At 62.0% G+C, this 24,377-nt stretch carries 22 protein-coding genes; 12 read left to right on the forward strand and 10 right to left on the reverse strand.

Annotation, left to right across the window (positions count from 1 at the left end; translation table 11 throughout):
• The first annotated feature begins 55 nt into the window (after positions 1-55).
• From EEB13_RS10930 to EEB13_RS10940, 3 genes are all read left to right on the forward strand, one after another.
• Complete coding sequence (locus EEB13_RS10930) at positions 56-1,498, forward strand: MFS transporter (protein WP_141485241.1); 1,443 nt, start codon at positions 56-58, stop codon at positions 1,496-1,498.
• Positions 1,499-1,529: 31 nt separating this feature from the next.
• Positions 1,530-2,714 carry a M20 family metallopeptidase gene (locus tag EEB13_RS10935; protein WP_141485242.1) on the forward strand — a complete coding sequence of 395 codons (1,185 nt, stop codon included), beginning with the start codon at positions 1,530-1,532 and terminating at the stop codon, positions 2,712-2,714.
• Positions 2,715-2,824: 110 nt separating this feature from the next.
• A complete protein-coding gene (locus tag EEB13_RS10940; RefSeq protein ID WP_141485243.1) occupies positions 2,825-4,513 on the forward strand; it encodes a flavin monoamine oxidase family protein in 1,689 nt (562 codons plus the stop codon).
• Positions 4,514-4,632: 119 nt separating this feature from the next.
• Here the strand turns inward: EEB13_RS10940 and EEB13_RS32455 are convergent, their stop codons facing one another.
• Positions 4,633-4,893 carry a DUF1214 domain-containing protein gene (locus EEB13_RS32455; protein ID WP_141485244.1) on the reverse strand — a complete coding sequence of 87 codons (261 nt, stop codon included), beginning with the start codon at positions 4,891-4,893 and terminating at the stop codon, positions 4,633-4,635.
• A gap of 176 nt (positions 4,894-5,069) precedes the next feature.
• Positions 5,070-5,255, reverse strand: coding sequence for a hypothetical protein (locus EEB13_RS10950; protein ID WP_141485245.1), 186 nt, complete (start codon positions 5,253-5,255; stop codon positions 5,070-5,072).
• A gap of 110 nt (positions 5,256-5,365) precedes the next feature.
• Here EEB13_RS10950 and EEB13_RS32010 point away from each other — a divergent pair, with 110 nt between their 5' ends.
• The 3 genes from EEB13_RS32010 (at position 5,366) to EEB13_RS10960 (ending at position 7,539) form a co-directional block, all read left to right on the forward strand.
• Entirely contained in the window at positions 5,366-6,277 is a 912-nt protein-coding gene (locus tag EEB13_RS32010) for a hypothetical protein (RefSeq protein WP_261984497.1), read from the forward strand.
• The gene (locus EEB13_RS32015; protein WP_261984498.1) at positions 6,274-6,861 is read left to right on the forward strand and encodes a hypothetical protein; all 588 of its coding nucleotides are present in this window, start codon (positions 6,274-6,276) and stop codon (positions 6,859-6,861) included. Before EEB13_RS32010 ends, EEB13_RS32015 begins: the two co-directional genes overlap by 4 nt.
• Before the next feature lie 252 nt (positions 6,862-7,113).
• The gene (locus tag EEB13_RS10960; protein WP_141485246.1) at positions 7,114-7,539 is read left to right on the forward strand and encodes an acyl-CoA thioesterase; all 426 of its coding nucleotides are present in this window, start codon (positions 7,114-7,116) and stop codon (positions 7,537-7,539) included.
• Between the two features lie 189 nt (positions 7,540-7,728).
• Here EEB13_RS10960 and EEB13_RS10965 read toward each other — a convergent pair whose 3' ends face one another.
• Positions 7,729-8,721: a phosphotriesterase gene (locus tag EEB13_RS10965; protein ID WP_141485247.1), complete on the reverse strand. Its 993-nt coding sequence runs from the start codon at positions 8,719-8,721 to the stop codon at positions 7,729-7,731.
• A gap of 571 nt (positions 8,722-9,292) precedes the next feature.
• Positions 9,293-10,072: a GntR family transcriptional regulator gene (locus EEB13_RS10970; RefSeq protein ID WP_141485248.1), complete on the reverse strand. Its 780-nt coding sequence runs from the start codon at positions 10,070-10,072 to the stop codon at positions 9,293-9,295.
• 475 nt (positions 10,073-10,547) lie between these two features.
• On the opposite strand from EEB13_RS10970, the gene EEB13_RS10975 reads away from it, so the two are divergent.
• The 3 genes from EEB13_RS10975 to EEB13_RS10985 all read left to right on the forward strand — a co-directional run bounded on the left by EEB13_RS10975 (position 10,548) and on the right by EEB13_RS10985 (position 13,827).
• Complete coding sequence (locus tag EEB13_RS10975; protein ID WP_141485249.1) at positions 10,548-12,092, forward strand: FAD-binding protein; 1,545 nt, start codon at positions 10,548-10,550, stop codon at positions 12,090-12,092.
• 307 nt (positions 12,093-12,399) lie between these two features.
• A complete protein-coding gene (locus tag EEB13_RS10980; protein ID WP_095887478.1) occupies positions 12,400-13,194 on the forward strand; it encodes a thioesterase family protein in 795 nt (264 codons plus the stop codon).
• A 183-nt stretch (positions 13,195-13,377) separates the two neighbouring features.
• A complete protein-coding gene (locus EEB13_RS10985) occupies positions 13,378-13,827 on the forward strand; it encodes a hypothetical protein (RefSeq protein WP_033237099.1) in 450 nt (149 codons plus the stop codon).
• 180 nt (positions 13,828-14,007) lie between these two features.
• Here EEB13_RS10985 and dnaB read toward each other — a convergent pair whose 3' ends face one another.
• From dnaB to rpsF, 5 genes are all read right to left on the reverse strand, one after another.
• On the reverse strand, positions 14,008-15,414 hold the full coding sequence (gene dnaB, locus EEB13_RS10990; RefSeq protein WP_080711886.1) for a replicative DNA helicase: 1,407 nt from the start codon (positions 15,412-15,414) through the stop codon (positions 14,008-14,010).
• 492 nt (positions 15,415-15,906) lie between these two features.
• The gene (gene rplI, locus EEB13_RS10995) at positions 15,907-16,362 is read right to left on the reverse strand and encodes a 50S ribosomal protein L9 (RefSeq protein ID WP_033237098.1); all 456 of its coding nucleotides are present in this window, start codon (positions 16,360-16,362) and stop codon (positions 15,907-15,909) included.
• Between the two features lie 18 nt (positions 16,363-16,380).
• The gene (gene rpsR, locus EEB13_RS11000; RefSeq protein WP_003941245.1) at positions 16,381-16,623 is read right to left on the reverse strand and encodes a 30S ribosomal protein S18; all 243 of its coding nucleotides are present in this window, start codon (positions 16,621-16,623) and stop codon (positions 16,381-16,383) included.
• A gap of 39 nt (positions 16,624-16,662) precedes the next feature.
• A complete protein-coding gene (locus EEB13_RS11005) occupies positions 16,663-17,187 on the reverse strand; it encodes a single-stranded DNA-binding protein (RefSeq protein ID WP_033237097.1) in 525 nt (174 codons plus the stop codon).
• A 65-nt stretch (positions 17,188-17,252) separates the two neighbouring features.
• Positions 17,253-17,540, reverse strand: coding sequence for a 30S ribosomal protein S6 (rpsF, locus tag EEB13_RS11010; RefSeq protein ID WP_003941237.1), 288 nt, complete (start codon positions 17,538-17,540; stop codon positions 17,253-17,255).
• A gap of 201 nt (positions 17,541-17,741) precedes the next feature.
• On the opposite strand from rpsF, the gene EEB13_RS11015 reads away from it, so the two are divergent.
• From EEB13_RS11015 to EEB13_RS11025, 3 genes are read left to right on the forward strand one after another with little or no spacing between them, the layout of a single operon-like run.
• Positions 17,742-19,079, forward strand: a complete 1,338-nt coding sequence (locus EEB13_RS11015; RefSeq protein WP_141485250.1) for a glycosyltransferase family 87 protein — start codon at positions 17,742-17,744, stop codon at positions 19,077-19,079.
• Positions 19,076-19,660 carry a GNAT family N-acetyltransferase gene (locus tag EEB13_RS11020; protein WP_033237096.1) on the forward strand — a complete coding sequence of 195 codons (585 nt, stop codon included), beginning with the start codon at positions 19,076-19,078 and terminating at the stop codon, positions 19,658-19,660. Before EEB13_RS11015 ends, EEB13_RS11020 begins: the two co-directional genes overlap by 4 nt.
• Before the next feature lie 47 nt (positions 19,661-19,707).
• Positions 19,708-20,460 (forward strand): DUF4190 domain-containing protein, encoded by a 753-nt coding sequence (locus EEB13_RS11025; protein ID WP_141485251.1) that lies wholly within the window; start codon positions 19,708-19,710, stop codon positions 20,458-20,460.
• Positions 20,461-20,467: 7 nt separating this feature from the next.
• On the opposite strand, the gene EEB13_RS11030 is transcribed toward EEB13_RS11025, so the two are convergent.
• Complete coding sequence (locus EEB13_RS11030; RefSeq protein ID WP_141485252.1) at positions 20,468-24,313, reverse strand: hypothetical protein; 3,846 nt, start codon at positions 24,311-24,313, stop codon at positions 20,468-20,470.
• Between the last annotated feature and the right edge of the window lie 64 nt (positions 24,314-24,377).

Raw genomic sequence — 24,377 nt, forward strand, 5'->3', positions numbered from 1 at the left:
GGAAATTCATACGCGGAATCCGCCGCGGATTCCCGTATAGCAAAGGTGCACATGTATGACTGAGCCACACGCGTCCACCGCTCCGGCGGTCGACTCTCCCGTTCGGGCGACACCAGGTGTGGCGATTCTCGTCTCCGTCGTCCTGGTGGAACTCTCCAGCGGGATCACGCAGGGCTTCCTTTCCCCGGTCTTACGCAGCCTCACCGAGGCGCTGAACGTGACCGCCGCCGACCTGAACTGGATCAGCATCGCCAACCTCCTTGCGAGCGTGGCATTCACGCCGGTGCTCTCACGCATGGGCGACCTGTACGGGCACCGGCGGATCCTCCGGTGGAACCTCGCGATCGTCCTTGCCGGATCGCTTCTCGTCGGGACGGCCCAGTCGTTCGGCGTTCTCCTCGCCGGCCAGGTGCTACAGGGCGCATTCGCCGGCTTCTTCCCCCTCCTTGTCGGGATCCTCCGCAACCGGAGCGGCGCCGCCGAGAGCCGGCGCGGCATCGGAATCATGGTCGCGGCCCTGATCGGCGGCGTCGGAGTGGGCATGGTGGCCAGCGGTCTTGTTGCCCACTATGTGGCCGCCCCGACCGCAGCACTGTGGGTGCCCGCGGTCGCCGTCAGCCTCGCCCTGATCATCACCTGGCCGCTCCTACCCGAATCCGACCATCGGCCCGGCGGTCACCTCGACCTGCGCGGCGGCCTGCTGCTCTCGGTCGGTCTGGTCGCCATCCTGCTCGGCCTCGGACAGGGCGGCATGCCCGGCTGGGAATGGACGTCGACGCGGACGATCGGTTGCCTGGCGGGCGGCATGCTCGTCATCGCCCTGTGGATATGGGTCGAGTTACGTTCCGCCGCACCGATGATCGACGTGCGGTTGTTTCGCCACCGCAACGTCACCGTCGTCTCACTCGTCGCGATCACCTTCTCGTTCTGCCAGCTCGGCCTCCAAGTCACCAACGCCATATTCCTCGGAACACCGCGCGAGCAGTTCGGGTACGGCCTCGGACTCGCTCCCCTGACCATCGCGTTCGCGATGCTCCCTGGCATGGCAACCGTCGCGCTCACCGCATTATTCGCACCCGCGCTCGCCGAGCGGATCGGTGACCGAGCGACCTTGGTCCTCGGCTCGCTGATCATGGCAGTTGGCTACCTCGGCAACCTGGCGTTCCACAACTCCCTCCCCATGTTCCTGCTCGTCAGTATCGTCGCGGCCGTCGGTGCCGGTCTGCTCCAACAGTCCACACGCTCACTGGCCGTCGAATCGGTGCCGCACGACCAGGCTGCCGTCGGTTCGGGCATCAACGAGCTCTTCATCAACATCGGTGGATCGCTCGGGGCCGCCTGCGCGCTGTCGTTCACCGCCGCGGCGACCATCGCCGGATCCCCACTCCCGACGTTCTCCGCGTATGGAGCGATCTGGACTACCGCCGCGGTGGTATCACTCGCCGGCGCAGGAATCGGGATGTTGTTACGCCGCAACTCGATTCACGCCAAGTCCTGAGCAGCTCCGCAACCGATCTCGAAGGAAACACATGCACACCGCACACCTGGATGTCCGGGAAGCCGCACGCGCAGTCGTCACCGCACGACAGGACGATCTCATCGGGCTTAGCCACAGCCTGCACGCCGAACCAGAACTCGCCTACGAGGAGTACCGCTCCGCACGCAAGATCGCCGACCTCGTCGAGAGCGCCGGATTCGACGTGACCCGCGAAGCGTACGGGCTGCCGACAGCGTTCTGCGCCACCGTCGGACATGGTGACCTCGTCGTCGCGATCACCGCAGAATACGACGCCCTACCCGGAATCGGGCACGCCTGCGGACACAACGTCAACGGCGCCTCGGCCGTCACGGCCGCCCTGGCCCTCGCACCATTCGCCGACGACCTCGGTATCCAGGTCAAACTGCTCGGCACCCCGGCCGAAGAGTACGGCGGCGGCAAGATCGACATGCTCAATGCCGGCGCGTTCGACGATGTCGCCGCCGCCATGATGGTGCACGCTGCACCCACGGACAGCGTCGGCATGGGATCGCTGGCCATCGGCAGCTGGAACGTCACATACACCGGACGCCCGGCGCACGCCGCCGCGATGCCGTACCGGGGCATCAACGCCGCCGACGCGATGATGATCGCCCAGGTCGCGATCAGCGCGTACCGGCAGCAGATGCTGCCAGGCGGTATGGTCCACGGGATCGTCACCTCCGGCGGTGAAGCACCCAACGTCATCCCCGGTCGCACCACCGCCGCCTACGACTGCCGCGCCGAATCCGCCGAGGAGCTCGCCGAACTCCAAGCCCGAATCCGGGCCTGCTTCCAGGCTGGTGCCCTCGCCACCGGCGCCGAACTCGCCCTAGAGGCCGTCGGAAACGACTACGCCGATCTGCGCCAGGACCTAGCCCTGTGCGGGATCTACCGCGACGCCGTCACTGCACTCGGACGCAACGTCGACCACACCACGCCCGGCCGACAGGGATCCACCGACATGGGCAACGTCTCCCACATCGTCCCGACGATCCACCCCACCATCGGCTACGACTGCGGCGACACCATCATGCACAACCCCGAATTCACCCGGTACGGGATCACCACCCAAGCCGACCGCGCCGTCCTCGACGGCGGGCTAGCCATGGCCTGGACCGCGATCGGGCTCGCCACCGACGAAGCACACCGCACCGACCTGCTCACCCGACTGACCGCACGAACCCGGCAGCGATAGTCATAACTCCCTACGGGTCAGCGCATTTCGGCGCTGACCCGATCCCGCTCTGCCCATTCACTCGCGGGCCTCCGCGAGGACCTCTGACCGCACCAAGGAACACACCCCAGATGACCGCGCCCACCACGAACACCACTCCCGAGACAACAACGGCGAGAAAGCCGCTGACCATGTTCGGCCCCGACTTTCCGTTCGCCTACGACGAGCACGTCTCCCATCCCGCCGGACTCGGTACGGTACCCACCACCGCACACGGAACCGAGATCGCCGTCGTCGGCGGCGGCCTGTCTGGAATGGTCGCTGCCTACGAACTGCTCAAACTGGGCCTGAAACCGGTGGTGTACGAGGCCGATCAGATCGGCGGCCGGATGCGGTCGGTCGAATTCGACGGACATCCCGGTGTCGTTGCCGAGATGGGCGCCATGCGCTTCCCCCTGTCGTCGACCACCCTGTTCCACTACCTGCACGAAGTCGATCTGCAGACCACGCCATTCCCCAACCCGCTCGCCGACGCCACCTCCAGCACCGTCATCGACCTCAAGGGCGAAAGCCATTACGCCCGAACACTTGACGACCTTCCCCCAGTCTTCCGGCAAGCCGCCGAGGCATGGCAGAAGACGCTCGAGGAGCATGCCGACCTGAACGCGCTGCAGGACGCGATCCGCGCCCGCGACGCCGGCACCATCAAAGAAATCTGGAACCGACTCGTCACCGAATACGACGATCAAACCTTCTACGGATTCCTCGCCGCATCACCGCACTTCGACTCCTTCCGCCTGCGAGAATTGTTCGGCCAGGTCGGATTCGGCACCGGCGGCTGGGACACCGACTACCCGAACTCGATCCTCGAGATTCTGCGCGTGGTCTGCACCGCGGCCGACGACGACCATCAGGGCATTGTCGGCGGCTCGCAACAGCTACCACTCCGACTGTGGCACAACAGCCCAAAGGTAATGGCGCACTGGCCCACCGGCACCTCCGTCGCATCCCTCAACGACGGCACACCGCGGCCCCGCGTCACCGAACTCCGTCGCACCGCCGGCAACCAGATCACGGTGACCGATTCGTCGGGACGAATCGAGACGTTCGCGGCCGCCGTCGTCACCGCGCAGAGCTGGATGCTCCTCAACAACATTCGATGCGACGACGACCTCTTCCCGGTCGATCACTGGACGGCCATCGAACGCACCCACTACATGGGCTCCACCAAGGTGTTCGCTCTTGTCGACCGGCCGTTCTGGAAGGACAAGGACCCGCAGACCGGACGCGAGATCGTCAGCACCACACTCACCGACCGCATGAGCCGCGGCACCTACCTCCTCGACCAAGGCGACGACCGCCCAGGTGTCATCTGCCTCTCCTACACCTGGTCAGACGACTCCCTCAAACTGCTCGCCCTCGATGCCACCGAACGAATGAATCTCATGCTCCGCTCACTCGAGCAGATCTACCCGGGCGTCGACTTCCGCAGTCACATCATCGCCAGCCCTGTCACCCTCTCGTGGGAAACCGAGAGAGACTTCATGGGCGCCTTCAAGGCGAACTTGCCCGGCCACTACCGCTACCAACAACGGCTCTTCACCCACTTCATGCAAGACACCCTCGACCCGAGACACCGCGGCATCTTCCTCGCCGGTGACGACATCTCCTGGACCGCAGGCTGGGCCGAGGGCGCCATCCATACCGCCATCAACGCAGTCTGGGGCATCATGAACCACCTCGGCGGTGCCAGCACCACGCAAAACCCCGGCCCCGGAATGGTATTCGACACCATCGCACCCATCCAGCTCGGCGACTGAATTCCGCAGATGATCTCAGATCAGGCGATCTCCGTAACCCGCGCCTGTCTGCGGGGCAGATAGGCTCGGAACCGGCAAACGAGATCCGGAACCTACTGCACCTGTAGGTTCCGGACTTGTTATCCGATCGACCGGCGATCACACCCCAATCTTCGTGATTTCGCCCGGCGTCCACCGGCGATCGAAGAACGCTTGCGTCGTACCAGAGCAACGAACCACCCCCGCCCCAGAACCGTTCTGATCCAGTTCTTTCCATCGCCGGGGGCGTCAGGTCCGAAATACAGATCGGCCGAACCGTCGGCGTTGAGCGTGAGATTTTGGTTCGAGGCTATCGAGGGCAATCCGACTCCATTGTCGACCGGGCAACGAGTTATCACCACTTTCCCTCACTCAACCGCGCAGCACCTCGCTCCGTCGCAGGTGGACCTGCGGAACGACCACAGTCAGATTTGTAGTGGCGCAGTTCTGATGTCGAGTTCGATGACCGGTGCAGCAGACTTCGGAAAGTGCAGATGATTCCGAAACTGCCACCAGGACGACGGCTTATGCCGGGCACTTAGCCCCACAGGAACCAACGACGACGCTTGCCTGCCGATTCCGGACCTACTGCCGTCCAGAACGACACAAGGCTGTCCTGGGACCCGTTATCCACGCGCTTGAAAGCCTTGTCGATCGGATTCGCGTAGCGCCATTGTGTTGTGCGCCGATTGACGCAGGCGTCCCCAGCTGATGCCGCGCTCACCGCGAGGGCTCTCTTATCTCTTCTGGGTTTGATGCCAGAAGTTTCCGTGCATGCGAGTTTTCGGCAGTGGGTATGGGTACTGTCGACGCTATGACTTCACCGAAAGGCGCATGAGCCGTCACCGCACGCTCGCCGTGCAGATCGAAGGACTCGCCATCGAAGATGGGGAGATACCGCCACCGAAGATCGGCATGGTGCTCGACTTCCCACTTCACTTCACGGAACTCCCGGCCGAGAACATCGACGCCGTAACGATTCGTGCGGTCCTCATAGCCGATGGGCATCCCCCGATCTTCCAGTACACGGGGGAGGATTCACCGCGCCGCTGGGAATGGAGCGGGGTGCTACGCGGTGACGGGTGGGAGGCGTCGTGGCGAGGATTTCACCCGCGCTCCGGCCACGTAGAGCTGACCGGCCGCTTCTACGGAACGCTGAGTCACCAGATCACTTCACGAGTGCGTGGCCGTGTGACCCGGGTCCAGTTGCTCAGCTTGCGATACCGGCGAGAACCCGACAGTCACGGGTGGGCGATCGTGCCAGGACACCGCTCACTGCGCGAGGTCACCGAATCACCACGGTTCTTCGACACCGACGTGTTCATGCGCGACGACGTATACGAGGTGGATCGCGAAAGCGGGGCATGGATCGAACTCGACCTCGACGACGTCCCACCCCACCCCGTTCGGCCGCGTTTCGTTCCGGGTGATGTGAGTGCGGCGGGAGACGTGCTGTGGACGGTCGACAGTGGACTCCCAATCGTGGCCAGTATCGACTCCGAACATGTTGCCACCGAACATGTCCTACCCGGGCCCATCGGAGTCTCACGGCACGTGTGGGCCACCCCGGGCGGGTGCTGGGTGGCCGGTACAGACGGAACCTATCGATGCACAACAGGATTCGAACCTTGCCGCGTCAGCGACGTCCCGGTACACGCCGGTGCTGTCGTCGGGGAAATCTTGCTGGCTGCTCACCGGGCGGACGGTGGTGGTTGCACACACCGGGGGCGGATCCGATTGCAGTGAAGGCTCCGGACGAGTACGTCAACAGTATTGCTGTAGAGGGTGATTCGTTTCTCGCACTACTCGAGGCGAGAGTATCCGATCGAGAATCGAGCAGACGGCTGATGCGGGTTACCACTGCTGGTGACGTCACCACAGGGCCCGTCCTGTCATCGGTTCCAGGCCCGCGTCGGCAGCGTCTCTTCCTCGCTGGATCCCCGCTGCGGCTGTTCAATCACGGTACGGCGTCGACGATCCTTCCCGACCTGTCACTGGGCGACGAGTACGATCTCGGTTGGGAACCGTTCCACGTCAAGCAGGTTGGCACCTATGTCTGTACGGTGGCTCATCCATCGAGCGACGCCTCTCCAATCGGACAGCGGCCGGGTGACTGTGATCCGACACGACGGTATCGACTGCTCACGCTCCTGGATGCCGCCACCCTCGAACCGGTGAAAAGCGCACCGATCTTCGCAATCCGACCGGCAATCACGGTCGACGCAACGGGCACAGTGTGGATCATCGCCGACGGCTTGCAGTCCCTTCCCGAGCAATCCATGCAGTGGCCGAATCCGCTGGATGTCGCGGCGCTCCTCGACCACCCGTAGCGGCAATATTTCCACATCGGTGAAGGTGTCCGATCCGGACCCTAGCCGGCGTGTGTGGGTAATTCTGCACACAAGTCGTTCCCGGATGGCGGGGTGCGCCTCCCTGAGAGTGCTTGGGTGCATTCCGGCGCACTGATCTAGCGGACGTTGATCGGATCACGGCTCGCGAAGCCTGGCTGGGCAAGTCTCCACCAGAAGCCATCCGCCCTGCGACAATGACAACCTCACCACGAGCCGAGGAGATTTCCACCGATGACCGCCCGCACCTACACCTCACATGTCATCGTCCGGTGGTCAGACATGGACATCTTCAAACACGTCAACCACGCCCGGATGGTGACGCTCCTCGAGGAAGCCCGCATCGACTCTCTGCTCTCCGCCGGCCCCGAGATCGCGCACCTTTTCGAGACGTCCGTCGTCGCCGGGATCGAGGTCCGGTACCGCACCCCGCTCAAGCACTCCGACAGCCCACTCGCGGTCACCATGTGGATCGAGAAGCTCCGCACCGTCGATGTCACCCTCCGCTACGAGGTCCGCTCCGCACACGCCGCGCCGGACTCGAAGCCCGCGGTCACTGCCACCACCCAACTCGCGTTCGCCGACCCTGACGCCGGTACGCTGCGTCGCCTGTCCGCGGACGAGCGGGCCGCGCTCTCGGCGTGGACCACCGAAGACTGACACACGCATCGGCGTTGAGCCCGGTTGCGAATCGCACGAGGCACGCCCAGGCAATGGCTTTCAGCGACATCGACGACACCACAGCATCGTCGCCGCTCAGGTGATCTCAACAATTTGACGGTGCCGCGTCGATACTTCCGGGCTGACGTAGCGTCTTCGCCCAGAAGTACGGCGGCGCGAGAACTCACTCTAGTAAGTGCTGACGTTCTCGAAGTAGCGGCGGGGAACTTCGAACAACATCGCCGTGATCTGCTCCTCGGTGACGCCTTGCTCACGCACGTACGGGAGGACCTCCTTTTCGATATGCAGGTAGTCGAACCCAGGCATCATGTCCTTGAGCGCAGGGTCCATCCAGTCGAAGAAGCAGTTCGCGTCGTGCGAGAGCACCATCTGCTCGGCGTACCCCCGTCGACACATCTCGACCAGCGTGTCCGCCCGCTCTTCGAAAGAGACATTGACGTTGAGACCGAATCGATCCATTCCTAGTATGAATCCGCTCTCCGCCAGTTCAGTCAAATGATCTAGATCCGTGCTATCGCCACTGTGGCCCAACACAATCCGCTCGGGCTTGACGCCTTCCTCGTCACACATCACTCGCTTGACGTCGAGGGCCGTCTTACTCTCCGGATGAGTGTGCACCGTAATCGGGGCGCCGGTCAGGTGGTGCGCCTTCGCCACTGCGCGCATTACCCGTTCCACACCCGGCCTGAGCCCTTCAGCATCGATCGCACACTTGAGCAATGCGGCACGGACTCCGGTGTCGGCAATGCCCACGGTGATGTCCTTGACGAAAAGATCGACCATCGGGTCAGGAACCTCCGCGCCCATCACCGAATTGAGTGCCGGCCCCCGATGTTGGAAGTAGAACGGGACGTCGGTGAAGGTGTAGCAGCCAGTGGCTACCACAATGTTCAACTCGGGTACCTGTTCGGCGATACGCTGGACCCGCGGTATGTAACGGCCCAGTCCCACCACTGTGGGATCTACAATTGTCTGCACACCTTGCGCCGCCAGGGCCCGCAACTTCGCGACCGCGTCCGCGACGCGATCGTCTTCGTCTCCCCATTCCTCTGGAAAGTTCTGTTGCATCTCGGTATTGAGAATGAAGATGTGCTCGTGCATATAGGTTCGTCCGAGCGCGGACGTATCAATCGAACCTCGAACGGTCTCAACCTGTGCCATTTCTGACTCCTCATCGGGGAATTACGCCCGCACCTATTCATTTCAAGTGCAGGATTGAATACTCGTGCATGTGTTTGTTTCACCGGAGACAAGGCGAAGGAACGCAGACTTCGTCCAGACCTGGAAGCAAAATGCGGGTTACGCTGTGCCGGAGTAGTTTTCACATTCTTGTGCTATCGAGACGGCAAATCCAACAGGAAGGGCCTGGCAGCAACGAGTCGGGCACATCCGATCCGTAACTACAACCACCGCGCATACATGGACAGCAGCATCAGTCTCCATGAACTAGTACATAACGAGCCGAAACACCGCCATTCGCACAGACACTGGCGATCCGTCTGCGTCATGATTACGATCCAACGCACACCAGGGTGTCCCAGGTCTCACTCAGTGAGAACATGCCGCTAGGCCAGCCGGTCCGAGCATCAACCAACTGCCTTGAACGCTTTTGCCGGGGGGGCGCACCCGAACGCCACCGTCGAGGTTGGTGACCACCAGGTCGCACGACGCCTCAGCTGGCACCCCGCGACGACGGCCGGTCTCAGCACGGCCATCGCACACCCTTAGGCAGTCACTGAATTCGGTTCGGTTTTTCGCCTCGTTCAGGGACAGCTGTCCTGTCGAAAGTTGCTGCGCCCCGCGCAGAATGGGAAACGACCCGCAAGCGGTCGGGTCGTGCGTGGGCAATCGCGTAGTTGAAGACTCGCCCCGACATGTCTCGGATGGTTTGTTCCAACAACAGCAAGGGTGCTCCCTCGGTGGTTCTCAACACCGACGCCAGAGTTTCATCTGAGAGCACCGCACTGACCGTGAAATCAGACGCGCCGATTTTCACTCCAGCACTCGAGAGGTAGGCATACCAGTCGACAACGAAGGGAGTGTCGATCAATCGCTGCGCTTCCGGGAATAGCACGTAGTTGGTGGCCGCAGCGTCTACGTCTCCACTGATCGTGCCCGCCGCGTAGTCCACGCGCAAACATGGTGTTCCTGTTGGCACGTCGAGCGCCCTCGATGCAGCACCGGGCGCTGAGATCACTGTGCTCTCGAACGATGTCAGACGCAATCTCCCATTGAAGAGACTGTCGCTCTTCGATTCTGCAGTGTCTTGAATGTCCTCGATACGCCTGTGCGCGGTAGGGGCGACTACGTGTGTCCCCACGCCCTGAGTCCGTGCGATCAACCCTTCGTCCCGAAGGAGCGTCAGAACTTCGCGGACGATCCCCCGACTCACCGAATAGGAACCTACGAGTTCGCGCTCGCCCGGAAGGATGCCGTCAACGAAATCTCCACGCAGCACCGCTGCCCGGAGAAGATCCCTAGTTCGTCGAACCGAATCAGGTCTTGCCTTCATCCAACCTACCTCGCGCTCCAACTCTGACGAGTCTCGACGAAGTGTAGTACAGATTTTCAATTATATTGTTGCCCCGCATATTACGCCGTTAATGTATTTTTCATAACGCTGCGAGCTGGTGTTTTGATTCTCGGTTTCGCCGATACGCCGATACTGTTCTGCCCAGCGCACTCAGCAATTCCCATGCCGCTTCGAAGTCGCTTGTCGCAATAGGTGTGATGACCTATTGTCGGTCCAGGCGTTGCAGAACATGGTCCGATCTGCCGAGAAATATGGTTGCAACACAACGGTTTCCGGAAATCTTTATCTATCGTTTTTTGGCGGGGTCGCCTTGGTCTGCAATTCATGTTCTTCTTTGAAATCTTGTGCGACGATGCCCAACCGATGCGCTGAGACGCACCTCGCCTGTTGACACAACGCCCCGGACGTTAGCCCACTTCCATCAAATCAGTATCAATCGAAAGGACAAGTCACGATGGTCAGCTGGAACGAAGAATGCGACGTGTTGATAGCAGGTTCGGGTGGCGGCGGCCTCACCGGCGCCTATACCGCGGCGCGAGAAGGACTCGAGGTGATCTTGGTCGAGGCCACCGACAAGTTCGGGGGCACCACCGCCTACTCCGGCGGGGGCGGTGTGTGGTTCCCATGCAACCCGGTCCTGCAGCGTGCCGGCACCGACGACACGATCGAAGACGCGCTCGAGTACTACCACGCGGTAGTTGGCGACCGCACCCCGCGCGAACTGCAGGATACGTATGTCCGGGGCGGAGCACCGTTGATCGAATACCTCGAACAGGATGAGAACCTCGAGTTCGAAATGCGGCCGTGGCCTGATTATTTCGGTAAAGCGCCGAAGGCCCGACTCGACGGCCAGCGACACATCGTCCCGACGCCGATTCCGGCAGTAGAGGTGGGGGACCTCCGCGCGTCCATGCGAGGACCTCTCGACACGGAACGTCTCGGGGCTCCGCTACCCGACATGCTGGTCGGGGCCCAGTCGCTCATCGGTCGACTCCTCAAAGCAATTGCGAAGTATCCGAATGCCGACCTGCGTTTGAGCGCACCACTTGTCGAGCTCGTAGTCGAGGAGGGTGTTGTCGTCGGCGCAATTGTCGATAAGGACGGCGAACGCCGCGCTATCCGGGCCCGCAAAGGCGTGTTGCTCGCGGCCGGCGGCTTCGAGGGCAACGATGAGCTTCGCCTGAAGTACGGTGTGCCCGGCACTGCCCGCGACACCGTGAGCCCCCGGGGCAACCTCGGCGGGGCGCACCAGGCTGGAATGGCAGTCGGTGCCGACATCGATCTGATGAGTGAAGCCTGGTGGGCTCCGGGGATGACTCATCCGGACGGCCGCTCGGTGTTTGCACTGTGGTTCACCGGCGGAATCTTTGTCAATCAGGACGGCAAGCGGTTCGTCAACGAATCGTCGGCCTACGACCGCCTCGGCCGTGATGTCATCGACCAGATGGAGGATGGCTCGGTCACCCTGCCGTACTGGATGATCTACGACAACAAGGAGGGCGAGCGTCCACCGGTTCGAGCCACCAACGTCTCCATGGTCGAGACCGAGAAGTACGAGGCGGCCGGCCTGTGGCACACAGCTGACACCCTCGAGGAACTGGCCGAAAAGATCGGTGTGCCAGCCGATCATCTGGTCGCAACAGTTGCCCGGTTCAATGCAATGGTCGCCAAGGGTGTCGATGAAGACTTCGGCCGCGGCGACGAGGCCTACGACCGTGCGTTCACGAACGGTGAATCACCCTTGGTGGCAATTGACCTCGGCCCGTACCACGCAGCCACCTTCGGCATCTCCGACCTCGGCACGAAGGGAGGGCTACGGACCGACACCGCAGCGCGGGTACTCGACACCGGCGGCAATCCGATTAAGGGCCTCTACGCGGCAGGCAACACGATGGCCGCACCCAGCGGCACCGTCTATCCCGGCGGCGGAAACCCGATCGGAACCAGCATGCTCTTCAGTCACCTCGCCGCTCTCGACATGGTCGGCCGTCAAGCTTGAGAACGGATCCCTCCGCCAACTGAACCATTTCGAATGAGAACGCGCTGGGGCCGCAAACGTCGCGACCCCAGCGATCTGCGAACGAAACCTGCGCCACATGATCACAGGAGCGTCGATAGGACGGCCAGTACACAGGCGAGGCCGGCGAGCTCGTGGTGGGTGTTCACGCTGAAAGCGTTGTCTCATAACACTGTTCATCCTTCCTGGAATCGGTATCGCAACCGAAATTCACCCAGAAGAAACTAGAACATGTTACATCTCGAAATATTCGAGCAGACGAGATGAACTGAAAAGGAAGTCCGCAACGATGGTCAGTTTCTTCACCAAACGCGGGGAGCTACTCATAGCGGAGCAGTTGGCGGTCAGCGCCTGGGCACCGACCCAGGTCGGCGGTCATGCCGTATGTGGTTTACTCGCTCGCCAGCTCGAGACTCACTGTCCGACCGGCTTCGTTCCGGCCCGGCTGACAGTGGACTTGTTCAAGCCGGTCTCGACTGCCCCGATCGAGGTACGCAGCGAGGTTGTCCGCCAAGGCACGCGAATCACCGCCGCGGATGCTTTCATCGTGCAGGACGAGCAAGTGCGGGCACGAGCCTCGGTGGTGTTCCTGACTACTGGATCGGAGCCGGCCGGTCGTGTGTGGAGTCCGGTACTGGACCTTCCGGTGCCTCCGGAAGGATGCGTTTCGCCGCTGGGGTCGCCGCCGCTGTTCAAGAGTAGCGACCGTGAGTGGACACACGATTTTGCAGCGAACCAGAATGGCGACCGCAAAAATGCGTGGCACAGCCTGCCTGCGCTCGTGGACGGGGAACCGATCTCGCCGTTCCAACGCGCCGCGGTGCTCGGTGACACCGCAAACCTCATATGCCATTGGGGATCCGAGGGTGCCGGGTACATCAATGCGGACATGACCCTCACGTTGTCGCGACTGCCTCTCGGTTACGAACTGGGTCTTCGCGCAGACAATGCTGTTGCCTCCGAGGGAATTTCGATCGGTACTGCCACCCTCTACGACAGGAAAGGCCCGCTCGGCACCTGCGTGGTCACTGCACTGTCCAACGCTCGTCGGCAGATCGACTTCGCTGCTTTTTCTCCACTTTAAGAGGTCATCGTCCACCAACGTGGTGGAGGTCCGACGCACTCGGCAGCAACGCACACCGCCAATTTTCCAGCGGGGCAGCAGCAGTTGTGTCGAGATGCAGCGAAGATTAGCGAAACGTTAGAGGTCCCGGCGCCGGTGATCTAGGGTGATCATCGTTCTATCCGCTCGTGACGGGGGAAATACGTGTTCGGCTTCTATGTGACGGCGCTGTTCGTCAGCGGAATCGGCGTGATCGTTTTGGCGCTGGTGACCTCCGAGCTGCACCCCGGCCGCCGCGTTGTCAACGGTCTCATCGGCACCGCGTTCCTGAGCTACGGCATCTACCTGGCCGTGTTCTTCCACAGCGGCGAGTACACAATCTTCCTCTGGGTCTTCATCCTCCCGTTCATCTTGCTGGGCCAGGCGATGCACACCGTCGAGGTCGGGGCGCCTCCCGGGGCGCGTCGCCCCGACCTCGACGCCGACCTCGACGCCGACCTCGTCGACCCCGCCCCGGCACCGGCTCCGGCTCGTACCGCCGCCACCCGCGAACGCATGGCCGCGGCCAAGTCTGCCCAACTCGAGGCCCTTCGCGCCAAGCATGCCGCCAAGAGCGATGAGTTCGACGATCACGCGCCGTCTACGCCTGCCTGACGAGAGGCATAGCGGCGGCAACGAAACCATCAATGGTTTGCTCCGCCAATATCTTCCCCGCCACCTCGACCTACCGCGCGGTCCGACGCACATACTTTGACGAACTTCGGCGACTCGCCCAAGACCCGTCAAAGTAGCGGGGCGTGTCTCGCTAATCTGCGCTGCATCTCGACAACATTGCTAGCCTCGCGCCATGTCCACGAACTTGGACAGGTGAAGTTGGTGCGCCACAGTGATTGTCGCGGTCGGACCGTTACGGTGCTTACCCAGAATCAGGTCGGCTTCACCGCCGCGAGGATCGTCGCGCTCAGTCGCATCAGGGCGGTACAACAGGATGACCATGTCGGCATCCTGCTCCAGCGAGCCCGATTCACGAAGGTCGGCGACCTGCGGACGCTTGTCGGTTCGCTGCTCAGGACCACGGTTGAGCTGACAGATTGCGACAACCGGAACTTCGAGCTCCTTCGCCAAAAGCTTTAGGCTACGGGAGAATTCGGAAACTTCCTGCTGACGCGATTCGACCTTTTTACCCGAGCTCATCAGCTGCAGGTAGTCGATGACGATCAGGCGAATATCGTGTTTCTGCTTGAGCCGCCGAGCTTTTGCGCGAATCTCCATCATCGTGAGGTTGGGGGAGTCGTCGATGAACAGCGGCGCCTCACTGATCTCACTCATACGACGCGCGAGCTTGGTCCAGTCGTCGTCGGTCATCTTGCCGGAACGCATGTCGCCGAGCTTGATCTTTGCCTCTGCCGAGAGCAGACGCATCACGATCTCGGTTTTGCTCATTTCCAGTGAGAACATGACGCTGGCCATGCCGTGGGTGATGGAGCAGGAACGCAAAAAATCCATTCCTAGGGTGGATTTCCCGACTCCAGGTCTAGCCGCGACGATGATCATCTGACCGGCATGAAGACCGTTGGTGATTTCGTCGAGATCCTTGAACCCGGTGGGCACGCCGAGGGAGATGCCACCGCGGCTGGCGATGGAGTCGATCTCATCCATCGTGGGCTGGAGGAGTTCGGTGAGGGGCACGAAGTCCTCGGTGGTACGACGCTCGGTGACCTCGAAGATTTCGGCCTGCGCGCGGTCGACAACCTCGGCGACATCCTGGCCGTCGGTGCCGGCGTAGCCGTATTGAACGATCCGGGTGCCGGCGTCGACGAGGCGTCGTAGCACTGATTTCTCGGCCACGATCTCGGCGTAGTAGGCAGCATTGGCGGCGGTGGGCACTGTCTGGGTGAGAGTCACCAGATACGAGGCGCCACCGATTTTGCGGAGCTCACCACGACGGTCCAGTTCGGCGGAGACAGTCACCGGGTCGGCAGGCTCACCGCGGCTGTATAGGTCCAGGATCACGTCGTAGACGGACTGATGGGCCGGCCGGTAGAAGTCGCCTGGCCGCAAGACCTCGAGGACGTCAGCGATGGCGTCCTTGCTCAGCAGCATGCCGCCGAGGACGGACTGCTCGGCAACCATGTCCTGGGGTGGTTGGCGGCCGAATTCCTGATCAGGCTCGGACTCGGGAGGCCCCGGGTAATCCTGTCCGGAGTAGTCGGAAGGTCCTCGATCATCCACAACAGCCATCAGAGAGACCTTCCCGTAAAACACTCGATGACACTGCGAGAAAAACGCAGGGCCCTCACTATTTGTACCTGCCCCCACCGACATCGTGCTGGTGGAAAATCACCGGTCGGTAGATAGACGCCGAGACGACGTTAGGGACTTGCCAGCCCACAAACAAACGGGCCTGTGGATGAATCTGTGGAGTAATTGTGGAAACTCCTGAAAAACTGTGTGCACCATCTGGGGATAACCTGGGGACAACTTTTGGTGTTTCCCATAAAACCCCAGCTAGATGTGCATGTGCAATTTCACACACCTGTTGATGAAAAAACTATCTCCGCAGTCGGCGCGTCGGCGTGTCGGGCGTGTTGCGGAGCCCAAATGATCACGGATCAACAAGTTGAACGTCACACTGTGACAGTTATCCCCAACCCCGGATCGAGTCGCTATGTGCACAAAAAGGTCGAGCCCCACACACCGAAGTGTGCGGGGCTCGCCAAGAGAACGAATCGACTATGCGCCGACGACGTTCAGGTTGAACTTGGCAACCACATCGGGATGCAGGTTCACGGACACGGCATGCTTGCCCGTGTTCTTGATGTGAGCCTTCGGCAACGCGATGGTGCGCTTGTCGATAACCGGTCCACCGGCAGCCTTGATCGCAGCAGCGACGTCAGCAGCGGTAACGGAACCGAAGAGCTTGCCCGAACCACCGGCGGTCTTGACCGACAGCGTTACGGACTCGAGTCCCTCGATAGCGGCCTTGAGCTCCTTGGCGTGGTCCAGGCCGCGCACTGCGCGCAGTTCCTGTGCACGACGGATTCCTTCGACCTGCTTCTCGGCGCCACGAGTAGCGACGATTGCCAGCCGGCGGGGGAGCAGGTAGTTACGGCCGTAGCCGTCCTTGACCTCGACGGTGTCGCCAGGCGCACCGAGGTTGTCCACGTCAGCGGTGAGGATGAGCTTCATGTTCTTTCCTCCCTTTCCTTAGCGAGCCACGGTGGCGTAAGGCAGCAGTGCTACCTCACGTGAGTTCTTGACGGCAATGGCAACGTCGCGCTGGTGCTGGACGCAATTGCCGGTGACACGACGAGCACGGATCTTTCCGCGGTCGCTGACGTACTTACGCAGCAACGTCGTGTCCTTGTAGTTGATCTGCGTGTTCTTCTCTTTGCAGAAGGTGCAGACCTTCTTCTTCATAACCTTGTCGCGCAAGGGCGGCTTCGGCATGTCTTTGCTCTTTTCTGGATGTCCCTGATCAGGTACGGATCAGAAAGGCGGTTCGTCGTTGCCGCCGCCACCGAAGGAGCCCGAAGCCGGAGGGGCACTGCCCCACGGATCGTCTCCACCGGAAGGTGCAGCGCTCGGACGTCCGCCGCCCGACCCGCCGGAGGAACCTCCGAAGTTGCCGCCGCCACCGCCGCCGCCACGGTTGGCCTTGTTGACCTTTGCCGTGGCGTACTTCAGTGACGGACCGATTTCATCAACTTCGAGCTCGACGACAGTTCGCTTTTCGCCCTCACGAGTTTCGTACGAACGCTGCTTGAGCCGGCCGCTCACGATTACTCGTGAGCCACGGGTCAAGCTCTCCGCGACGTTCTCGGCTGCTTCGCGCCAGATGTTGCAACGCATGAACAGCGCATCGCCGTCTTTCCATTCGTTGGAATTACGGTCGAAGGTGCGGGGTGTGGAAGCAACCGTGAAGTTTGCCACCGCAGCACCCGCCGGGGTGAAACGAAGCTCAGGATCAGCCGTCAGGTTTCCGATGACGGTGATGATGGTGTCGCCAGCCATGTGGTTCCTCCTGCTTTTGATGTAAGTCTGTTGGGTGCGAGGTTAGAGTTCGCTACCGACAGAAATCACTTGTTGTGGCGCAGAACCTTCGTGCGCAGAACCGACTCGTTCAGACCGAGCTGACGATCGAGCTCAGCAACGGTGGCGGGAGTGGCGTTGATGTCGATCACCGCGTAGATACCTTCAGCATGCTTCAGGATCTCGTAGGCGAGACGACGCTTACCCCAGACATCGACCTTGTCGATCGTGCCGCCGTGCTGGCGCACAACATTGAGGAACGTATCCAGCGAAGGAGCGACAGTGCGCTCGTCCAGGCTGGGGTCAAGGATGACCATCAATTCGTAATGACGCATAAGACCTCATCACCTCCTGTGGACTAAGTGAAAACGGCCACGGACTATCCGTGGCAGGAGGGTCGTTGCGTCAGCAACCCTCGTAGGTTACACGAGGTGCCCCTGACCAGCGAAATCGCGTCCCCGATCACAGGAAACGCCCAGAGCGCTTACGGGCGCTCGTCGAACCGTCTTGCAGCGCGAGCCCCTAGGGTGGGCTTCATGCGAACGGACCGGAAAACCTCGGCGTCGATCCTGACGCTTGTCGTCGGTCTCTGCGGGCTGGCCATGACCCTGGGCTACTTCAACAAGGCACGGTGCGCCGGCGCGCCCTTTGCGCCGGACGGCCGGAGCCTTGCCTTCGATGTCGATAAGAACGTCCGTGTCTGTTACTCCGACATCCAGCTTCTGTGGCTCGGACGCGGCATCGACCAACACCTCTTTCCGTTTGTCACCGGCGGCATCACGCCAGAAGGTTTCCTCTACGGCGGAACCGTCGAGTATCCGGTGCTCAGCGGAATCCTGATGTGGCTGGGCGGAATCGGATCCCACAACGATGCCGAGTTCCTGCTACATTCCGCGTTGATCCTGGCCCCGTTCGGCTTGCTGACGGCGTGGATGCTTGGCCGGATGAGCGGCGCGTACGCGTTGATCTGGTCGGCCACCCCGCCACTGGTGTTGTACGCGTTCCACAACTGGGAGCTGCCCGTCGTTGCAACCAGCGTCGGCGCGATCTTCGTGATGACGTTCGAGCGCATACCTTTTCGGACGCGGGCGATACTGGCGTCGATCATCCTGGCCATCGGTTTCTGCCTGAAGTTGTATCCGGGAATCTTTGTTCTTCCGCTTCTCGCGTATGTCCTGACACGCGGCCGAGACGGCAAGAAGTACGACGTACGCGGCGCGCTGATGACGGCTGGTGCCGCGGTGGCGACGGTGGTTCTCGTCAACCTTCCGTTTGCCCTCATCTCGTACGACGGTTGGCGTGCGTCCTTCAGTTTCCAGGAGAAGCGCAGCGCCGACATCACCACCAATTCGCTGTGGTTCTGGGGTCTTCGACCGTTCTACGGCTTCGGTGTACGCGAACTCAACGCGGACTACGACGCATTGGTGAGCATCCTGTCCCCTCTGATGATCCTGTTGTCGTTCGCGTTGGCGATGTATCTGGGCTGGCGATGCTTTGTGCGCGACGGTTATTTCCCGTGGATCGCGGTGAGCGCGTCAATGTTGTGCGGATTCATCTTGCTGCACAAGGTGAATTCGCCGCAGTACACCTTGTGGCTGCTGCCGTTCCTGGTGCTGTTTCAGATCCGATGGTTCTGGATCGCCGCGTATCTCGTGGCCGATGCCGCATTGGGAATCGGCATCTTCCGCTACTTCTACCAACTCGACATGAACCTCGATCCGAGCAAGTACGAAGCCGTCGTGCAGGCCAGCGTGTGGGGTCATGTGGTGTTGCTGGCCGTGTTCTTCTTCCTGTTCTTGCGGGTACCGCTGCGCTATCCGCTCGCCGGGACGGCTGTCGAGAAAACCCCACCGATACCGGAGCTCAGCAGATGACCGAAAGCTGGTTTCAATCACCGACATTGACCGGCACGCATGTCCGGCTCGAACCGTTGGTCCGTGAGCACGCCGACGCACTGATTGCCGCGTCGGACGATCCGAGCATCTTCCGCTGGACAGCCGCCCCGATCAACACTCACGCAGAGGCGGTCGCCTACATCGAGGCGGCCGAATCGAATCCGGATCGGGTAGCGTTCGCCCAGATCGACACGCGCACCGACGCCGTAGTGGGCAGCACCTCGCTGTATCAAATCGCCCCGGCGTATCGCAGTCTTGCGATCGGGTACACGTGGCTGTCGAAGTCCGCTCAGGGAACTCGGATCAATCCGGAGGCAAAACTTCTCCTGCTGCGTCGGGCATTCGACGATCTCGGCGCCGTCCGCGTCGAATGGCACACGGACGAGTTCAACGAACAATCCCGGGCCGCCATCGCCAAGCTGGGCGCGCAGTACGAGGGCTTGCTCCGCAAGCACCGCCAGCGAACGGATGGCAGTTGGCGCACCACCGCCCTCTTTTCCATGACGGACGAGGATTGGCCGACGATCGCACCGCAGTTGGAGCGACGCGTCCGCAGCTAACCAACCGCCTGCGCGGTTTGCCTGACTTCGTACCGCAAAATCAGTGCATGAGCGAACCGGGCCCGTACGGATACCAGCAGCAGTACCCACAACAGAACTGGCAGCAACCGCAGCCAACGAACGTCTTGGCGGTCCTGGCGCTGGTATTCGCGTTCCTCTTTGCCCCACTGGGAATCGTGTTCGGCCACATCGCGCGCAGTCAGATCAAACGGACCGGTGAGCAGGGCGACGGCTTGGCACTCGCCGGCCTGATCCTCGGTTACATCTTCACCGCGATCGGCATACTCTTCTTCATCGCGTGGATCGCCTTCTGGGGACTGTTCGCGACCGCTGTCACGGAGGCTGCTGACGACGCCCGGTCGAATACCTACAGCTACACCACCGCGCAGTCGTACGCAGCGACCACGGCACCCCGGACCACAACGGTTCCACAAACAACCACCGCGCCCCGGGTAACCACGACGGTGTCCGGCCCCCTTCCCACCGTCACCGGGACGGACCGGCAAGGTTTCATCTCGAACGGTCCCCGCTGCAATGCGTCCAACCCCGCCGTTGCTGTTGCGATCACTACCGGTTCACGAGTCGTCGTCTGTGAAACCGGTGTCGGCCGCTACTACTACAAGGGTGAAAGACTCAGTGACGGAGCAACAATCGAGATCGACGATCCGATCCGTACCAGGGAAGGCTTTGCCGCCCGCAACGACGACGTCACCTACCAACTCAGCCCCAATGGATTACTTGTCCTGGACGGCGGAAGTGAACTGGGCAGCGAACCGGCCGTCGAGGTCTGGTTGAACTGAGAGGCTTCTAGGCCTCGCACAGATCTCGGTACGGCACACCGGGGAGGTATCGCTCCCATTCGGCCTCGGTGATGAGAGTTCCGGCGGTACTGCATATCCGCGCGGAGACAGCATCCGGATCGGTGCCCCACACGCGAATTGTCTTCTCGGTGCCACTACCCGCAATCAGGTCGGCCGCACCCGCGAATTGTGCATCGTTGACTCGCACGGGTTGCGCCGTCAACACTGCAAACCGCTCGGGGTCCTGCGGCGCCGTGATGTCCCACAACCACACCGTGCCATCACCCACGCCGGCCGAGAGCAACTCACCTGCCCGATTGAAGGACACTGAGTAGATCGCCGATTCGGGACCGACCATTCGTGCGAGTTGCCTTGGTTCCGAAGGATTCTCGACATTCCACAACTGCACACTGTGGTCCGCACTACCGGTCGCCATGAGCGTACCGTCCGGACTGAACATCACCGCCTGGGCATAACTTTCGAAACCGCCGACACTGGCAACAATCCGCGGAGCAGCTCGATCGGATATGTCCCACAGATCGACCTCGTTCTTGGCGTTGGCAACGGCCAGCGTGGTGTCACCCGGCCGGAACGCCATCATCTGCGGGTACGACCCGGCATCGGTCCTCGACAGAAGCTCGGGCGCCGCAGGATCGGAGACGTCGACCAAGGCAAAGACGTTGTCATCCTGTGACGACACCGCCAACAGCGTTCCCGACGGGTCGAGTGCAACAACGGCCACGATGCCATCGACGTACTCCTGCCGGTCACTGGCGAGTCTCGGCGTCGTCGGATCGCTGATGTCCCACAAATACGCTCCACCCGTACCTGTTCCGGCCACCGCCAGCCGGCCATCTGCCGATATCGCCGACGCCCCGGTGAACCTGTCCTCACCGCGGGGTGTCATCTCGGGCATCAACACCGGATTGTCGAAATCCTCGGTGTTCCACGCCAGCAACGCACTACCCTTGGCGCCGACGCCAGCCAGAAGTCGCGAACCGTCACCGGCAAAAGGACTGGTGTAGATGGTGTCTCGTGCTCCCGCCCACACTGGCCCCGGCATCGACCACACGCGTGTCACCCCGTTGAGTCCGCCGGTGACCAGAATCTGCCCGTCCTCGCTGTAGTCGACCGTGGTGATGGCGCCGGAATCCGGCAGTACCTCGATCAGCGCTGCTGTACGCGGATCCCACACTCGCACGGTGTTGTCGGAACTACCTGCAGCAAAACGGGTTCCGTCGTTGCTGTAGTTGATTTCGTTGACGTAGCTGGAAAACCCGGTGAGCGCAGCCAATGGGCGCGGGCGAGCCGGATCTGCCATGTCCCAGCGCACCACTTCTCGCGCCGTAGATCCCGCAGCAAATTCCCGCCCGTCGGCGCTGAACGCAACACCCAGATAGTGATTGGTGGTGCCGTCGGGTTCGGTTGCAAAAATCGGTGGCGCAGCGGGATTGTCCCACTGCGTCACATCCCACACCCGCAGAGTGCTCTGGCGCCCACCGGCCACGAGCAAACGGCCGTCGGGACTGAACGTGGCAGTGACGGTTCCCGAAGCCGGATGCGGAAGCGGCTGCAGTGCAACCGCGTCGGCGGTGTCGTCGATGTTCCATCGCAACACGTCCGGCGTCGACGTGCCGGCAATCAACTTGGTTCCGTCCGGACTGAATTCCATGTCCTGCACCACGTGATCCGCGTCGACGAACAGTGTTCCGCGCACCGGGTTGGCCGGGTCCGACACATCCCACAGCGCGCCGCCGCCTGCTCCACCGGTCGACAGCAAACGCCCGTCCGGACTGAACGACGCCGCAAACAGAACCGTCCCTTCCGCCACCCCGAAGAATTCCGACACCGGCGTTACCGACGCGGCACCCTCGACTATCGGATACAGGCGGACCATTCCGTCGGAACTTGCCACGGCCACAATGGTTCCCGCGGGATTGATTCGAGCTTTCATGGCACCGGGCGGGCCGACGATGCGCGTCGCCGCATGCACACCCGACGCGTCGAGCAGCGCCGAGCGGGCTTCCGTGGTCTCGCTGACGTCATACGCGGCCAATGCAAGCTGCGCCGCCAACGACGGATCCTTGGCGCGCATCCGCGTCGCCTCGGTGGCAACCTGGCGGGACATCGCTTCGTCACGGGCCGTATCTGCCTCGGCGCGTTGATGATTGGCACTGAACCCGGCGACCATCGCGACCACGGCCAGCACCAAAGCGATCACCGACGCGGCAGCCAGCGCCGAGACAAGCCGTCGTAGCACGCGGGTCCGTCGCCGATCTGCACTTTCCTGCTGATCCCGATGCGCGATACTTGCGGCGAGAAATTCTCGCTCGGTCGCGTTGAGATCGGCGATGCGGGTCTCGCTTGGTTCCAGTTCGAGGCCCAATTCACCGGTACGTAGCCATTCTTCGGTCAGATGTAGGCGGGCAGCCCCGAGCAAAGCACCGGGGTCGCGGCCACTGTCTTCCCACACCTGCGCCGCATAGGTGAATCGGCGGTGGACCGCCAGACCGGCGCGATCCGAATCGATCCAATCGCGCAGCCGACTCCACGCCGACAGCAATACCTCATGCGAAACCTCGACGGTCTCCTCGTCCACAGTCAACAGACGCCTCAGCGCAAAAAGGTCGATGACGGTATTGACGTCGCCGAAGTTGTCGCCGAGAAAAAGCTCGGTACGGGGAGCTCGTCGACGCGTCTGCGTGACCTCGTCGACGTTGACCAACCGGAGGAAGATCCTGCGCGCCAACTTCTGCTGCTTCTCGGTCAGCTCGCCGTACACCTCCTCGGCGCTCTGCTGAACTGCACCCGCGATGCCGTCGGTTGCGTAGTAGTCGGACACCGTCAGGGTCTTACGCGTGGAGCGCTGCCAGGTTCCCAGCAGTGCGTGGGACAGGAGGGGGAGTGCCCCCGGGTCACTTGCCGTGTGCGAACCGCGCGGCGTCAGCTCACCGACCAGAACCTGAACCAGCTCACTCTGAACCGTCATCCCGGCCTTCACTGCCGGCTCGACGATCACGTCACGCAACTGCTCCTCGGTGAGCGGACCGACCACCATCGGCGAATCGTCGAGCAACGGAAGCAGCAACGGCTCCTCGGCCGCAAGCCCGTAGAAATCGGCCCGCATCCCGATCACGACGATCGTGGTCTCACCCAGATCAGCGAGCGCCCGAAGGAATTCCTCGCGACGATCACGATCGCGCTGCGTCCACAGTTCCTCGAACTGATCGACGATCAGGACCTTGGGAGTGTCGCCGATCGACGACGGAATGTCCTGCGAACCCGGGTGCAGAACCTCCACGTGCCAACCGTCGAACCGCGGATCGCCGTCGGCAATCTTCGGAGCCAGACCAGCCCGCAGCAACGACGACTTACCGGAGCCAGACGCTCCGATGACCATGAACTGACGGCTGCCCTCACCCCGCGTCGCCGCCGCGACTCGTTCCACCAGAGCAGTGGTGAGTTCACCTCGCCCGAAGAACCACTCGGCGTCCTCCTGACGGAAGGATTCGAGTCCGCGATACGGAACGACGGTGTCGCCGCGGCGGCGGGCAGTCAGTTGCCGCACGCGCTGGACCGCGCTGATCCAGCTCTCCTGTTGCTCGCCCGAATCGACTCCGCACGCTTTCAACAGCGCAACGAACTTCGGCATGCTGTTCGGTGTCGGAAGGTGCTGCCCGGAAAACCACCCGGCCACGGTTCCGTGGAGACCGCCTGACCGTTCGACGGCGTCGCGGACTGTCAGCCCCGCGGCCTTCCGCAACGCAGTTAGCGATTCAGCAAACTGCCCCCGCGACTCGATATTTGCGGGATCGACATGATTTTCGGTGCCGGATTCCGCCTTCGAGTTCATAGCGAGGCACTTTATCCGACCAGGTCAGAGAATCGCGCGTTGTATGGACTGTGTATTGATCGCG

Origin of the sequence: Rhodococcus sp. WS3, assembly GCF_003797085.1 — a bacterium.
GTDB lineage: Bacteria > Actinomycetota > Actinomycetes > Mycobacteriales > Mycobacteriaceae > Rhodococcus_F > Rhodococcus_F globerula.

Excerpts from the sequence above, each read along its gene's own strand:
- EEB13_RS10930 (WP_141485241.1), top strand. The coding sequence starts at position 56 with ATGACTGAGCCACACGCGTCCACCGCTCCGGCGGTCGACTCTCCCGTT.
- EEB13_RS10935 (WP_141485242.1), top strand. The coding sequence starts at position 1,530 with ATGCACACCGCACACCTGGATGTCCGGGAAGCCGCACGCGCAGTCGTC.
- EEB13_RS10940 (WP_141485243.1), top strand. The coding sequence starts at position 2,825 with ATGACCGCGCCCACCACGAACACCACTCCCGAGACAACAACGGCGAGA.
- EEB13_RS32010 (WP_261984497.1), top strand. The coding sequence starts at position 5,366 with ATGAGCCGTCACCGCACGCTCGCCGTGCAGATCGAAGGACTCGCCATC.
- EEB13_RS10960 (WP_141485246.1), top strand. The coding sequence starts at position 7,114 with ATGACCGCCCGCACCTACACCTCACATGTCATCGTCCGGTGGTCAGAC.
- EEB13_RS10965 (WP_141485247.1), bottom strand. The coding sequence starts at position 8,721 with ATGGCACAGGTTGAGACCGTTCGAGGTTCGATTGATACGTCCGCGCTC.
- EEB13_RS10970 (WP_141485248.1), bottom strand. The coding sequence starts at position 10,072 with ATGAAGGCAAGACCTGATTCGGTTCGACGAACTAGGGATCTTCTCCGG.
- EEB13_RS10975 (WP_141485249.1), top strand. The coding sequence starts at position 10,548 with ATGGTCAGCTGGAACGAAGAATGCGACGTGTTGATAGCAGGTTCGGGT.
- EEB13_RS10980 (WP_095887478.1), top strand. The coding sequence starts at position 12,400 with ATGGTCAGTTTCTTCACCAAACGCGGGGAGCTACTCATAGCGGAGCAG.
- dnaB (WP_080711886.1), bottom strand. The coding sequence starts at position 15,414 with ATGGCTGTTGTGGATGATCGAGGACCTTCCGACTACTCCGGACAGGAT.
- rplI (WP_033237098.1), bottom strand. The coding sequence starts at position 16,362 with ATGAAGCTCATCCTCACCGCTGACGTGGACAACCTCGGTGCGCCTGGC.
- rpsR (WP_003941245.1), bottom strand. The coding sequence starts at position 16,623 with ATGCCGAAGCCGCCCTTGCGCGACAAGGTTATGAAGAAGAAGGTCTGC.
- EEB13_RS11005 (WP_033237097.1), bottom strand. The coding sequence starts at position 17,187 with ATGGCTGGCGACACCATCATCACCGTCATCGGAAACCTGACGGCTGAT.
- rpsF (WP_003941237.1), bottom strand. The coding sequence starts at position 17,540 with ATGCGTCATTACGAATTGATGGTCATCCTTGACCCCAGCCTGGACGAG.
- EEB13_RS11015 (WP_141485250.1), top strand. The coding sequence starts at position 17,742 with ATGCGAACGGACCGGAAAACCTCGGCGTCGATCCTGACGCTTGTCGTC.
- EEB13_RS11020 (WP_033237096.1), top strand. The coding sequence starts at position 19,076 with ATGACCGAAAGCTGGTTTCAATCACCGACATTGACCGGCACGCATGTC.
- EEB13_RS11025 (WP_141485251.1), top strand. The coding sequence starts at position 19,708 with ATGAGCGAACCGGGCCCGTACGGATACCAGCAGCAGTACCCACAACAG.
- EEB13_RS11030 (WP_141485252.1), bottom strand. The coding sequence starts at position 24,313 with ATGAACTCGAAGGCGGAATCCGGCACCGAAAATCATGTCGATCCCGCA.